Here is a 13,599-nt window from a genome sequence, read left to right on the forward strand (position 1 = left end):
AGGTTCCAGGAGCGCTTTCCTCCGCGACCCTCTGCGAGATCCTCCGCGCCTCCGCGTTTCATAGGATCAATGAGGATCCGGAACGCTTGTCACCCTCCGCTCATAGCCTCAGCCAGATCACGATGCAGGCCAAAGCCACCTGGGCTGAGAAACTTCGCGCCGTTTTGTCGAACCTGGTGGCCAGCGCCCTGAACTGTTTGAGCTTGGCGAACCCATGCTCGATGGCATGGCGGGCCTTGTATAGGTGTGAGTCCCAGGCCGCCGGATTCTTGCGCCGGGGATGAGGTGGGATGACGGCTGTCGCACCCATGGCCTCGATCGCCTTCCTTACCGGGTTCCCATCGTAGGCCCGATCTCCGAACACGTACTCTGCCTGCCAACCGCACAGCAATCCTTCAGCAGACCGGCTTTCATGGGCTTGCCCCGGAGTGACCAGGAAATCCAAAGGATTACCGTGGGCATCGCAGATCAAATGGATCTTGGTCGAGCATCCACCCCGAGATCGTCCGAGCGCCTGGTTCCAGAGCCCCCCCTTTTGCCTGCTGAAGGTTGATGAGCGCGAAGGATGGTGCCATCCGGCATGACCCACTCCAGGTCGGCTTCCTTGCGCAGGAACTCCAGGATCCTTTGCCACACGCCGCGCTTGGTCCAGGCCTCAAATCGCGTGTACACGCTTGTCCAAGGTCCAAATTCCTCCGGCAGGTCCCTCCACGGCGCCCCAGTCCTGTGCCTCCACAGGATCGCCTCCACCATGGGACGGTTGGGGTGACGGGATCGCCCCATCCCTCCACGCTCTGGCGGAAGGAGCGGTTCAAGCTTTGCCCACATGGCATCGGTCAGGAAACTTCTCGGCATCGTTACCCCAGGAAAATTCGTGGTGTACGAGCCTTTACGTATGAGTACAAGTTAACTATTTATCTAATCTATAGATTCCGAACACAGCCTAGACGCCGGACCAGTGCAGCTTCTGGGTCAGCAGGCCGAAGAAGGAGTGGTCCGGGTTCTGGAGCAGGGTGATGGCGCGGTCCGAGCGGGTCAGGCGGATCTGGTCCCCGGCCCTGACCTCGACCTCCAGCTGGCCGTCCAGGGTCAGGTGGGCGTCCTCGGCCCGGTCCATGAGGATGTCCACCGGCAGATGGCTGGGCACGACCATGGGGCGCAGGGTGAGGCTGTGGGGGCAGATGGCGCAGATGGTCCAGGCGTCCACGGCGGGGTGCATGACGGGGCCGCCGGCGGAGAGGTTGTAGGCGGTGGAGCCGGTGGCGGTGGACACGATGAGGCCGTCGGCCTTGACCGTGGCGGCCTCGCGCCCGTCGATGCGGATGCGGAACTCCATGATCCGGGCCGTGATGCCCTTGTTCACGACGGCGTCGTTCAGGGCGGGGCGCCCGGCGAGGACCTGCCCGTCCCGCACGACCTCGGCGTGGAGCAGGGCGCGCATGTCCTTCCGGAAGGCCCCGTCGAAGAAGGCCTCCACCACCTGCCGGGCCTCGGTGGAGGGGTGGCAGGTCAGGAAGCCCAGGGAGCCCAGGTTGACGCCCAGGAGGGGGGCGCCCCGGACCCCCACGTGGCGGGCGGCCGTCAGGAGGGTGCCGTCCCCCCCCAGGGCCAGGCACAGGTCGGGAACGGGATTGGCGGCCCCGTAGGCGGGGTCCCCGTGGAAATCCCCCCCGGGGAGCCCGGCGGCGTCCCACGCGTTCCGGATCTTGGGGTGGGCCCAGATCTCCCAGCCCCGCTCCAGGAAGGAGGGGACCACGTCCGCGAGGCCCTTGGCGAGCCAGGGGGACCTGGATTTCGCGACGATGACAAGGGTGGGTCGGACCATAGCCCTTAGGTTACCCTGGGTGCATGGCGACTAGACCCGATAACTCGCGAAAGCCGAGGAAGCTCTCCAGGCGGATCCCCTGGAAGGGATTGGCCTGGGCCTCCGGAATCCTGGCGGCGGTCCTCGTCGCCGTGTTCGCCGTCTCATGGTCCATCATGAGCCGCGACGTGGACAGCTTCCTGACCTACTTCGCCCTGCGCGTCCCCAAGACCATCACGAAGGTCCTGGACCGCAACGGCGACGTCATCGGCGTGTTCGCCGAGGAGAACCGCGTGGTGATCCCCTTCGGGGACATCCCGAGGGCCTTCGTCGGCGCCGTCATCGCCACGGAGGACGCCGACTTCATGAACCACGGCGGCGTCTCCGCCCGCGGCCTGTTCCGGGCCGGCTTCAACTTCGTCACCAGCTTCGGCCGGCGGCGGGAGGGGGCCTCCACCCTCACCATGCAGCTCGTGCGGACCGTCACCGCCAAGCGCCAGCGGCGGCTGGACCGGAAGCTCAAGGAGATCATCCTCGCCCGCAAGCTCGAGAAGGCCTACACGAAGAAGCAGATCTTCGAGCAGTACGCCAACGAGGTCTACTTCGGCGGCGGCCGGTACGGCATCGAGGCGGCCAGCCAGTTCTACTTCGGCAAGAGCGCCCCCCAGCTCGCCGTCGAGGAGTGCGCCCTCCTGGCGGGCCTCGTCCAGAACCCCAACTGGTACAACCCCTACAACCCCGATCCCCGGGCCCGGGCCGCCGCCAAGGCGCGCCGCAACCACGTCCTCCGGCGGATGGCCGCCGAGGGCTACCTCAAGGAGGCCGACGCCAAGGCCCTCAGTGAGCGCCCGGTCCGCCTCGCCCGCGAGAACGCCCGCGAGGAGGCCGTGGCCCCCTACCCGGTGGAGGAGGTGCGCCAGTACCTCTACCGCAAGTACGGCAAGGACAAGGTCCTGGAGGGCGGCCTGGAGGTCACCACCACCATCGACTCGGTCTGGCAGGCCGCGGCCAACGAGGCCGTGCGCAACGGCCTGCGGGCCGTGGACCGCCGCCGGGGCTTCCGCAAGGAGGCCGTGCCGTTCGTCGGGGACCCCGAGAAGGCCACGCTCCCCGGCTGGAACCGGTTCTTCGAGGAGGGCGAGTCCGTGCGCGGGATCATCCTGGGCTGGAAGCCCGGGGGCGCGGAGGTCCGCATCGGGAAGCGGATCCTGGAGGTCCCCGACGCCGCCTTCGCCTGGGCGGGCAAGACCATCCGCACCCTGCTGGTCCGGGGCTCGGCGCCCCTGTTCATCGTCCGCGGGGCCAGCGAGGAGGGCGCGCCCACGCGCCTGGAGCTGGACCAGGAGCCCGACGTGGAGGGCGCCCTCCTCGCCGTGGATCCCCCCACCGGGGAGATCCGGGCCATGGTGGGCGGCTACGACTTCAAGAAGTCCATGTTCAACCGCTCCTGGCAAGCCGAGCGGCAGGTCGGGTCCACCATGAAGGCCTTCGTCTACGGGGCCGCCTTCGCCCGGGGCCTCACCCCCGCCACCCTGGTGGAGGACGTGCCCACCCGGTTCACCTTCGACATCCAGGTCTACGAGCCCAAGAACTACGAGCGCGACTTCTGGGGCCCCATCACCATCTGGGAGGCCGTGCGGGATTCCCGCAACGTCGCGGCCGTCCGCACCCTGGAGGCCGCGGGCATCGACAACGTGGTCGCCCTCACCCGGGCCATGGGCGTCAGCGGCAGGCTGAATCCCTACCCCAGCCTGGCCCTGGGCGCCAGCGACCTCACGCTCAAGGACATGGTGCGCGGCTACGCCACCATCGCCAACGGCGGCAAGCAGGCGCCGCCCCCCTTCCTGATCAAGAAGATCGTGGACCGTTCCGGCCGGGTGCTCGAGCAGTACGACCAGGCCGTCGGCGAGCAGGTGCTGGATCCCATGAGCAACTACCAGCTCATCCAGGTCCTCCAGGGCGTGGCCCAGCGCGGCACCGGCGCGCGCACCAACGAGCTCAACTGGCCCGTGGCCGGCAAGACCGGCACCACGGACGAACACACCGACGGCTGGTTCCTCGGCTTCTCCACCCGCATCGCCTGCGGCGTGTGGGTGGGCCTGGACGCCAAGAAGACCATCTTCCGGGGCGCCGACGGCGCCAAGGTGGCCGTGCCCATCTGGACCGACTTCATGAAGGCGGCCCTCCCCTCCACCCCCAAGGAGGACTTCCCGGTCCCCGACGGCATGGAGTGGGCGGACATCGACCGCTACACGGGCCTCATCGCCACGAGCGCCACCCAGGCGACGGACCTGGTCCGCCTCGCCTTCAAGCCCGGCCAGGTCCCCAAGGGCGCCAGCACCGGCGAGGCCATCCAGAAGATCCGGGAGGCCCGGGAGAAGGCCCGCGCCCTGCCCCTGGAACACCGGGCCTGGGGCGCTTCCGCCCCCAAGGCCGAGGAGCCGCCGGCCTGATCCTCCCCGGTCAGGCCGGGAAGCCCCGCCGCGCCAGGTCCGCCTGGAGGCGGCCGGGGTCCGTGAACAGCAGGGCGTCCATGCCCAGCGCCGCGGCGGCCGCCACGTTGCGGGGGGCGTCGTCGATGAAGACCGTGCCCGCCAGGGGGATGCCCCAGCGGTCCGCGGCGAGGCGGAAGAAGGCGGGGTCCGGCTTCACCAGCCCGGCCTCCCCCGAAATGGCGATGTCCCGGAAGGTGCGGAGGAAGGGATAGCGCGCGAGCGCCTCGGGGAAGGTCTCGGCGGACCAGTTGGAAAGGGCGTACGTGGGGTGGCCCGCGGCCTGGAGCCGGCCCAGGAGCGCCACGGTGCCGTCCAGGGGCCCGCCCAGCATCCCCGTCCAGCGGGTCTTCCACCAGCCGATGGCCTCGGCGTGCTCCGGCCATTCGCGCTGCTTCTCCGCGATGGCCTCGTCGAAGGGACGGCCCGCGTCCATGGCCAGGTTCCAGGTGTGCGTGCAGACCCGCTCCAGGAGGAAGGCGGCGGCCGCTTCCCCCAGGGCGGGGACGTAGATCCGGCGGGGGTCCCAGTCGATCAGGACGCCGCCGAGGTCGAAGACGAGGGGCAGGGGTTCGCTCAAGGCATGCCTCCGCCTCCCAGTATCAACCCTTCGGGCGCTTCTTCGGGAAGGGCTTGGGGCCGGCCGCGTCCTTGCGGAAGGGCTTCTTCCCGGGGACCCAGCCGCCCTTCTCGCCCTGGCGGGGCTTGAAGGGGCGATGCTCGCCGGCGCCTTCGGGACGGTCCTCCCTGCGGAAGGGCTTCTTGCCCGGGGTCCAGCCCGGCTTCTCCCCGGGACGGGGCTTGAAGGGGCGCTTCTCGGAGGCGTACTCCTGGCGGGGCGCGTCGGGGATGTCGAACCCGGCGTGCTCGGGGCCCTCGACCAGCGACAGCAGCGCGGCCACGACCTGGACGGGCCCGCGGCCCTCCAGCAGCCGGGTGGCGGTCTCCTCCATGCCGGGGGCCTCCAGGGCGCCGACGCGGTCCAGGAGGGCCTGGGTGCGCTTCTCCCGGATCTCGGCCTGGGTCGGAACGGCGCGCCACTCGAGCTTCAGCCCGCCCCGGCGGGACCAGGCGAGGAGGATGCGCGACTCCTTGAAGGTGACGAGGGCCAGGGAGGAGCCCTTGGATCCCGCGCGGCCGGTGCGGCCGGAGCGGTGGATGTAGCTCTCCATCTGGGTGGGGATGCCCAGGTGGACCACCAGGGGCATGCCTTCCACGTCGATGCCGCGGGCCGCCACGTCCGTGGCGACCAGGTAGCGCAGGCGGCCCTCCTTGAAGTTGCCCATGATGCGGTTCCGGGCCTGCTGGCCCAGGTCGCCGTGGAGGCAGTCCGCGGCAAGCCCCGCGTCGCGCAGGGCCTGGGCGACCTCCTCCGTCTGGACCTTCATCTTCGTGAAGATGAGCGCCGCGCTGGGCGCGTCGGCCAGGAGGAAGTTGACGAGGGCCTTCACCTGCAGGTGCTCGGGCACGATGCAGGGGGTGTGCGCGATGTCCGCGTGCTGGGAACCGCCTTCGGACGCCGCGTGGTTGATGCGGACGGGATCCTTCAGGAAGCGCCGGGCCAGGCTCGCGATGGGGGCGGGCAGGGTGGCCGAGAAGAGGTAGGTCTGGGGCGTGGGGGGCACGCCGGCGAGGATCTTCTCCACGTCCTCGAGGAAGCCCATGTTGAGCATCTCGTCGCACTCGTCCAGCACCACCATGCCCACTTCGGTCAGGTCGAGGGTCTGGCGGTCCAGGTGATCCTGGACGCGGCCCGGCGTGCCGACCACCACTTGGGCGCCGAACTTGAGGGCCTTGAGCTGGGGCACGTAGCTGAGGCCGCCCACCAGGAGGGCGACGTCCAGGCGGGGCATGACGCTCTGGAGCTCCTCGGCCACCTGCTGGGCCAGCTCCCGGGTGGGGGTCAGGATGATGGCCTGGGTCTTCCGCTCGTCCTTCAGGCGATGGAGGAGGGGCAGGCCGAAGGCCAGGGTCTTGCCGCTGCCCGTCCGGCTTTGCACCAGCAGGTCGCGGCCTTCCAGGCCCGGTTGGAACGTTTCCGCCTGGACGAGGGTCGGGGCGGTGAACCCCCTGCGCGCCAGCGCGGACAGGAAAGGTTCGGTGCAGCCCAGGGCTGCGAAGGTCTCGTGGGTCAAGCTGTCTCCCGGGGCGCTCGCCGGATCAAAAGAGGCTTTGACATCGCCCGCCGGACCTGGCCCAAACGGACAGTATCTCATGGAAAGCCCAGGATGGCCAGGAGCAATCCGGGTGTGGAATAATGTCGGAATGATCACCATCCTCCTCATCCGCCACGGCATCGCCGAGGACCGGAGGCCCGGCATGCGGGACGCAGAGCGGGGCCTGACCGCGGAGGGCTGGGAGAAGACCCGCGCGGCGATGGCCGGCCTCGTGCGCCGGGGCTACGTGCCCGCCCGGGGCGTCTCCAGCCCCTACCGGCGCGCGGCGGAGACGATGGTCTGCCTGCGCGAGGCGACGCCCCAGGGCTTCCCCGTGGGCTGCTGGGAGGGCCTGGAGCCGGAGGCGAGCGTCGCCGCGGCGCGGGAGTGGCTCGACCTCATCGTCGGGCAGGCGCATCCCTTCGAGACCATCGCCCTGGTGAGCCACAACCCCTTCTGTCCCGCCCTGGTGCGGGCCCTGACGGGCCAGGACGCCGCCTTCAAGAAGGCGGGCTGCGCCGTGCTCCACTGGACCGGCGGCCGCTTCCACCTGGCCGCGCTCTTCACCCCCGCCGAGCTCCGGGGGGACGCTTGAGGCCGGCGGGGCAGTTCGCGGACCTGCCGACCGGCGTGCGCCTCCACTACCGGGTCCAGGGTCCGCCCGGGGGACCCTGGCTGGTGCTCATCAACGGCCTCCTGTCGGACACCACCATGTGGGCGGGGGTGCTGCCCGGCCTGACGCGGCGCTTCCGGGTGCTCACCTTCGACTGCCGGGGGCAGGGCAAGTCCGAGGCCCCCCTGGACGGACCCTATCCCGTGTCGCTGATGGCCGCGGACCTCTGGGCCCTCCTGGAATCCCTGGACATCCGGTCACCCTGGCTGGCCGGGCTCTCCAACGGGAGTTCCATCGCCCTCCAGATCCTGGCCACCCACCCCGGCTCCTTCCGGGGGGCGGTGCTGACCAGCGCCATGCCCCGCACCGACTTCTCGCTCCGTCTCCGCCTCGAGCACTGGGCGCGGTGCCTGGAGCTGGGGGGCACGGAGCTCCAGTTCGACGCCGTCGCGCCCTACCTCTGGGGGGACCGCTTCATCGAGGCGCGCTACCAGGTGCTGAAGGCCTACCACGCGTCCACGCGGATATCCGATAAACCTTTCCATGGGTTGCGACACCAAATAGACGGTGCTCTCCCATGGGATATTCGTTCGCGTCTGTCGGCCATCCAGGAGCCGGTCCTTTGTTTGGCCGGAGCCGAGGACCTGCTCACGCCCCCGTGGAAATGCCTGGAAGTCGCGCAGGGATTGCCGAATGCCCGGTTCGAGGTGGTGCCCGGCGTCGGGCACGCCTACCCCGTGGAGGACCCCGTGGGTTATGTGGATAAAATCATGAATTTCATATCGAATTGACGTGAGCTTCCGCACGTTTCTTTTGCATGACGGGCCCTTCCAGCGTTATGATTCTCAATCCCAACTCTCTCTCATTCCACCGCTTTGCCCCAGGGGGACCGCATGCCCAATGAGACCCAAGTCCCCGCGGTCCTCAGTCTGCAGGATCTGAAGGAGCAATCCATCGGCCGCCTCGCCGAAATGGGCAAGGCGTACGAGATCGAGAACCCGCTGTCCATGCGCAAGCAGGAGCTGATCTTCAGGCTCCTGGAGGCGCAGGCCCAGCGCGAGGGCCTCTTCTTCGCGGAAGGCGTGCTGGAGGTGCTGCCGGAGGGCTTCGGGTTCCTGCGCGCCCCCGAGCACAACTACCTGGCGGGTTCCGACGACATCTACGTCAGCCCCAGCCAGATCCGGAAGTTCGGGCTGCGCAGCGGCGATACCCTCTCGGGCATGATCCGCCCCCCGCGCGGGGACGAGAAGTTCTTCGCGATCATGCGCATCGACGCCATCAACTTCGACCCGCCCGCGGCGGCGAAGGAGCGCACCCACTTCGACAACCTGGTGCCCCTGTACCCCACCCGGATGCTGAAGATGGAGCGGGATCCCCAGGAGCTGAGCACCCGGGTGATGGACCTCATGACGCCCCTGGGCAAGGGCCAGCGCGCCCTCATCGTGGCCCCCCCGCGCACCGGCAAGACGGTGCTGATGCAGAACATCGCCAACAGCATCACCCAGAACCACCCCGAGGTCTTCCTCATCGTGCTGCTCATCGACGAGCGCCCCGAGGAGGTCACCGACATGGAGCGGAACGTGAAGGGCGAGGTCGTCTCCTCCACCTTCGACGAGCCCGCCACGCGCCACGTGCAGGTGGCCGAGATGGTCATCGAGAAGGCCAAGCGCCTCGTGGAGCACAAGAAGGATGTCGTCATCCTCCTGGACAGCATCACCCGCCTCGCGCGCGCCTACAACACCGTGGTGCCCCTCTCGGGCAAGGTGCTCTCGGGCGGCGTCGACTCGAACGCCCTGCAGCGCCCCAAGCGGTTCTTCGGCGCGGCCCGCAACATCGAGGGCGGCGGCAGCCTGACCATCATCGCCACGGCCCTGATCGAGACCGGCTCCCGCATGGACGACGTGATCTTCGAGGAGTTCAAGGGCACCGGCAACAGCGAGATCGTGCTCGACCGCAAGCTGAGCGACAAGCGCATCTTCCCCGCCATGGACATCCAGAAGTCCGGCACCCGCAAGGAGGACCTCCTCATCGAGGCGCCCAAGCTCGCCAAGATCTGGGTGCTCCGCAAGATCCTCAGCACCAGCGGCCCCGTGGAGAGCATGGAGCTCCTCCTGGACCGCCTCGGGAAGTCCAAGAACAACGACGACTTCCTCGCGAACCTCCAGGACACCGGCGGCGGCCGGCGCTGAAGGCTTCCGCACCGCGGGCCTCCGCCGTCTTGGGGACGGCGGAGGCCCGCGTCGGTTCGTCGATCGCGGGCGCCCCGGTCCGGGGCGCCCGGGGGTTCAGGGCCTGGCGGCGGCTGCGGCGTTCCTGCCGGCGATGCGGCCGAAGGTGATGGTCTCCGAGATGGAGTTGCCGCCCAGGCGGTTCGCGCCGTGGACGCCGCCGGTGACCTCGCCGGCCGCGAAGAAGCCGGGGATGGCCTTGCCGTCCTTGGCGAGGACGCGGGTGCCGGGGTCGATGCGCAGGCCGCCCATGGTGTAGTGGACGCCGGGCTTCACCTCGATGGCGAAGAACCGGGGCGTGCGCAGGGCCCGGGGCAGGTCGGGGCGGTTGAATTCGCCGTCCTGCTTGGCGTCGACGGCCGCGTTGTAGGCGTCCAGGGTGGCGCGGAGCGCCTGGGGCGGGACGCCGATGACCTGGGCGAGGGCCTCGGGGGTGTCGCCGGTCTTGACGAGGCCCAGGTGGAAGTAGCCGTCGATCTGCTTGAGGCTCTTGTGGACGCCCTCGTCGAAGACCATGAAGGCGCTCTGGCCGGTCTGGCGCAGGATGGCCTGGGACACGGCGTCCCGGGTGCCGATCTCGTTGAAGAAGCGGCGGCCCTCCTTGTTGACGAGGATGGCGCCGTTGCCCCGGACGGCCTCGGTGATGAGGATGCGGCTGCCCGCGGCGACGCTGGGGTGGATCTGGATCTGCGCCATGTCCTTGAGCTCGCCGCCGCGCTCGGCGCCCAGGTCCAGGCCGTCGCCGGTCGCGCCGGGCTGGTTGGAGCTCGTCATGCCCTTGAAGGCGGGCTGGTACTTGGCGACCCGCTCGGGGTTGGAGGAGAACCCGCCGGCCGCGAGGACCACGGCCCCGGCCTGCAGGGTGTAGCGGCCGCGGTGCCGGCCTTCCACTTCGACGCCCGTGATCCGGCCGTCCTTGGATTCCAGGAGCCGCACGACGCGGGCGTTCACGCGGATGTCGAGCTTGCGCTTGGCGGCGGCGGCGCGGAGCACGCCCACGATGTGGGCGCCGACGGCGGCGCCTCCGGAGGGCCGGTGGGCCCGGGCGGCGCTGGCGCCGCCCATGCGGCCCACGTCGGAGAGATCGGCGCCCAGGGATTCCAGGTAGGCCACGGAAGCCGCGGATTCCCGGGCGAGGAGGGCCACCAGCTCCGGATCCCCCAGGCCCTTGCCGCCCTTGAAGGTGTCCTCGCGCATGGTCTCGACGCTGTCCTGGATGCCCTTCCGGGCCTGCTGGGGGGTGCCGGCCGCGTTCATGCCGCCGGCCGCCAGCATGGAGTTGCCGCCCGTGATGGGCTGCTTCTCCAGGATCACGACCCGGGCGCCGGCGTCGTGGGCGGTGATGGCCGCCACCATGCCGGCGGCGCCGCTGCCGATGACGACGACGTCGGCGCGGTCCGCCTTGGCCTTCCCGGCCGGCTTGGGCCGGGCCGGGGCGGGCTGGGCCGGGGCGGCGGCGAAGGGGATCTTGAGGTCGAAGCTGTGGCAATTCATGCAGTAGGCCCGGGAGGCCTCGTGGCCGCGGTGGCACACGGTGCAGGCGATCTGGCCCAGGTGGGAGGCGTGGGCGTTGATGGCCTCCTTGGTTTTCGCGCCCAGGGAGGCCAGGTCCCCGTGGCACTTGACGCAGGCGGCGTTGGGGGCCGTCTCATTGTCGTCCACCCGGGCCTTCCCCTTCACGAGGGGATGGCACTGGGCGCAGGTGACGCCGGCCCGTCCATGGGCCGTGGCGAGGGAATCCGCGGGCGCAGCGGCGCCGAGGGCCGCCGCGAGGGCAAGCGAGGTCAGGAACGGGCGTATGGGCATACTTCCTCCGGTTGGGCGCCAGGACAGGTACCGCCCGCCCGCATCCTACGCCCCGGGGGCGAAAGGCGGCCGCGCGGCCTCAATCGATCATTTTTTCATGATATTGAGGTTCGGCCGGGGCGCAGGCTTTTGGAAGTAAGCATTCTTTTGAAACTAAAGGAAGCGCGGGGCCTCAGGCCTCCTCGCCCAGGTAGGGGCGCAGGGCGGCCACGTGGGCGCGCCGCACCTCGTACCGGTGGACGGGGCGGCCGATGCCCCCGGTGGCGGGCTCCCGGTGGAGCACCTGGAGGCCCCAGAGGAATTCCAGATACTTGCGCACGGAGACGCGGGTGATGCCCACCCGCACCGCCAGGTCCTCGCTCGTGAAGGGAGCCCCTTCGAAGGCCAAAATGGCCCGCCAGACGCTGGCCAGCCGCGCGGGGTCGAGGCCCTTGGGCAGGTCCGGGGCCGCCGGGGCCGGGGCCTTCGGCCGCGCGAAGACCCGGTCCACCTCGTCCTGGCTGGCCGCGTGGGGGTCCCGCATGAGGGCGTGGGCGTCCCGGTACCGCTCCAGGGCCTGCTTCATGCGCTCGAAGGCGAAGGGCTTGATGAGGTAGTCGACGGCGCCGAGTTTCACCGCCCGCCCGATGGTGGCGGTGTCCCGGGCGGCGGTGACCAGGATGACATCCACGTCCAGGCCGGCGGCGCGGATGCGGGCCAGCACCTCCAGGCCGTCGGGGCCGGGCATGGCGATGTCCAGCAGGAGGAGGTCGATGCCGCCGGCCCGCAGGGCCTCCAGGGCCCCGGCCCCGTCCCCGGCGGTGGCCGCCACCCGGAAGCCGTCCACCCGCTCCACGTAGAGGCGGTTGAGCTCGGCCACCATGGGATCGTCCTCGACGAGCAGCACCTGGATCATGGGGCGGTCTCCGGGGGCCAGAGGGGCAGGTCGGCCGTGAAGCGGGCGCCGCCCCCGGGGGCGTTCTCCAGGGCCACGGTGCCCCCCAGGGCCTCCGCGGCGCGCCGGGCGTTGAAGAGGCCGAAGCCCCGGCCGGGGCCCTTGGTGGACGCGCCCTTGGCGAAGCAGTCCACCGGGGGGAGGCCGGGGCCCGAATCCAGGACCGTCACGCGCAGGCGGCCGTCTTCCACGGCCAGGTCCACGGCGATCTCCCGGCGCGCGGCGCCCTCGAGGGCCTCCACCGCGTTCTCCAGGGCATTGCCCAGCAGGGTGACCAGGTGATGGGTGGCCTGGGGGGAGGGCAGGGCGGGCACCCGGGTGTCGCAGGCGAGGCGCATGGCCACGCCCCGCTCCCGGGCGGCGCTGAACCGGGCCAGAAGGAATCCGGCCAGAACCGGGTCCTTGATGGCCCCGGTGACCTCGCCCACCTCCCCCTGGAAGCGGTCGCCCAGGTCCGTGACGTAGGCGGCCAGACGATCATGCTCGCCCAGGCGCAGGAGCCCGAGAATGACATGCAGGCGGTTCATGAATTCATGGGTCTGGGCCCGGAGGGCATCGGCGTACAGGCGGGCCCCCGTGAGTTGCTCCGCGAGGCGCTGGGCCTCGGAGCGCTCCCGGAAGAGGGCCACGGCGCCGACCACCCGGCCCTCCACCGTCACCGGCGCCCGGTCCACCAGGAGGTCGAGGCCGTTCACCTGGAGATCGACGCCCCGTTCGGGCAGGCCCGTCGCCAGCACCCGGGCGAGGCCCCCGTCCTGGACCGTGTCCAGGCCCGCCAGGGCGAAGATGCGCTCGGCCTCCTCGTTCACCACCGTCGTCCGCATGTCCCGGTCCACGGCCAGGATGCCCTCCCGGGCGGACTGCACGATGGCGGTGCGCTGGTGCAGCAGGGCCGCGATCTCGGCGGGCTCCATGCCCAGCAGGATGCGCCGCACCTGGCCCGCCAGGAGGTAGGCCCCCGCGGCGCCGGCGGCGAAGCCGGCCGCCAACCCCGCGAGGATGAGGCGCCGGACCCCGTGCAGGTGGGTGTCCACCCCCCGCAGCAGGACCCCCGCGGCCACCGCCCCCACCTGGCGCCCGTCCCGGTCCCGCACGGGCGCGAAGACCCGCAGGGCCGGGCCCAGGGTGCCCTTGGCCACGGAGGCGTAGGTGCGGCCCTCGTAGACCCCCGCCTCGTCCCCGCCCTGGAAGCGGTCCCCGATGCGGGCCGGGTTGGGGTGGGAGACCCGGGTGTGGTTCATGTCCAGGACCACGAGGTAGTCGATGCCCGTCTCCTGCCGGGTCCGGTCCGCGAAGGCCTGCACCGCGGCGCGGTCCCCCCGGCCCGCCAGGGCCTCCACCACGTCCCGGTTGCCGGCGGCGAGGAGGGCCACCATCCGGGCCTTCTCCGCGAGGGTCTCCCGGGTGCGGGCCTCGATGCGCCAGCTGACGAGCAGGCCTGTCACCAGGAGCGCCACCAGCACCGTGGCCCCGGCGAGGAGCAGGATGCGGGTGCGCAGGCGCAGGCTGGTCGGGAGAAGGGGCATGGGGGCCGGAAGCAGGGGCTTTCCGAGCATACCATCCGCC

11 protein-coding genes are annotated in these 13,599 nt (G+C 70.6%); 4 read left to right on the plus strand and 7 right to left on the minus strand.

Annotation, left to right across the window (positions count from 1 at the left end):
• Window positions 1-100 precede the first annotated feature (100 nt).
• Both R2J75_RS08245 and R2J75_RS08250 read right to left on the minus strand, forming a co-directional pair.
• Window positions 101-855 (minus strand): IS5 family transposase gene (locus tag R2J75_RS08245; RefSeq protein ID WP_316411476.1). Its coding sequence is split into 2 segments (ribosomal slippage): window positions 101-522 and window positions 522-855, totalling 756 coding nucleotides; the frame shifts between segments, so codons are not numbered across the junction.
• 88 nt (window positions 856-943) lie between these two features.
• Window positions 944-1,825 (minus strand): NAD(+)/NADH kinase, encoded by an 882-nt coding sequence (locus R2J75_RS08250; RefSeq protein ID WP_316411477.1) that lies wholly within the window; start codon window positions 1,823-1,825, stop codon window positions 944-946.
• Between the two features lie 89 nt (window positions 1,826-1,914).
• Between R2J75_RS08250 and R2J75_RS08255 the strand changes: the two genes are divergently transcribed.
• Window positions 1,915-4,257 carry a penicillin-binding protein 1A gene (locus tag R2J75_RS08255; protein ID WP_243335609.1) on the plus strand — a complete coding sequence of 781 codons (2,343 nt, stop codon included), beginning with the start codon at window positions 1,915-1,917 and terminating at the stop codon, window positions 4,255-4,257.
• A 10-nt stretch (window positions 4,258-4,267) separates the two neighbouring features.
• On the opposite strand, the gene R2J75_RS08260 is transcribed toward R2J75_RS08255, so the two are convergent.
• Window positions 4,268-4,876: an HAD family hydrolase gene (locus R2J75_RS08260; RefSeq protein ID WP_243335606.1), complete on the minus strand. Its 609-nt coding sequence runs from the start codon at window positions 4,874-4,876 to the stop codon at window positions 4,268-4,270.
• A 22-nt stretch (window positions 4,877-4,898) separates the two neighbouring features.
• The gene (locus R2J75_RS08265; protein WP_243335603.1) at window positions 4,899-6,431 is read right to left on the minus strand and encodes a DEAD/DEAH box helicase; all 1,533 of its coding nucleotides are present in this window, start codon (window positions 6,429-6,431) and stop codon (window positions 4,899-4,901) included.
• Between the two features lie 130 nt (window positions 6,432-6,561).
• Here R2J75_RS08265 and R2J75_RS08270 point away from each other — a divergent pair, with 130 nt between their 5' ends.
• The 3 genes from R2J75_RS08270 to rho all read left to right on the plus strand — a co-directional run bounded on the left by R2J75_RS08270 (window position 6,562) and on the right by rho (window position 9,254).
• Complete coding sequence (locus R2J75_RS08270) at window positions 6,562-7,047, plus strand: SixA phosphatase family protein (RefSeq protein WP_243335602.1); 486 nt, start codon at window positions 6,562-6,564, stop codon at window positions 7,045-7,047.
• Window positions 7,044-7,856 (plus strand): alpha/beta fold hydrolase, encoded by an 813-nt coding sequence (locus R2J75_RS08275; protein WP_243335600.1) that lies wholly within the window; start codon window positions 7,044-7,046, stop codon window positions 7,854-7,856. The genes R2J75_RS08270 and R2J75_RS08275 overlap by 4 nt, the downstream gene beginning before the upstream one ends.
• A gap of 102 nt (window positions 7,857-7,958) precedes the next feature.
• Entirely contained in the window at window positions 7,959-9,254 is a 1,296-nt protein-coding gene (gene rho / locus R2J75_RS08280; protein ID WP_243335598.1) for a transcription termination factor Rho, read from the plus strand.
• Window positions 9,255-9,350: 96 nt separating this feature from the next.
• Here rho and R2J75_RS08285 read toward each other — a convergent pair whose 3' ends face one another.
• The 3 genes from R2J75_RS08285 to R2J75_RS08295 form a co-directional block, all read right to left on the minus strand.
• Window positions 9,351-11,099, minus strand: a complete 1,749-nt coding sequence (locus R2J75_RS08285; protein WP_316411478.1) for a flavocytochrome c — start codon at window positions 11,097-11,099, stop codon at window positions 9,351-9,353.
• Window positions 11,100-11,271: 172 nt separating this feature from the next.
• A complete protein-coding gene (locus R2J75_RS08290; protein ID WP_243347482.1) occupies window positions 11,272-11,994 on the minus strand; it encodes a response regulator in 723 nt (240 codons plus the stop codon).
• Window positions 11,991-13,589 (minus strand): ATP-binding protein, encoded by a 1,599-nt coding sequence (locus R2J75_RS08295; protein ID WP_243335592.1) that lies wholly within the window; start codon window positions 13,587-13,589, stop codon window positions 11,991-11,993. The genes R2J75_RS08290 and R2J75_RS08295 overlap by 4 nt, the downstream gene beginning before the upstream one ends.
• Window positions 13,590-13,599 lie beyond the last annotated feature (10 nt).

This window comes from Mesoterricola sediminis (assembly GCF_030295425.1).
Taxonomy (GTDB): Bacteria; Acidobacteriota; Holophagae; order Holophagales; family Holophagaceae; genus Mesoterricola; species Mesoterricola sediminis.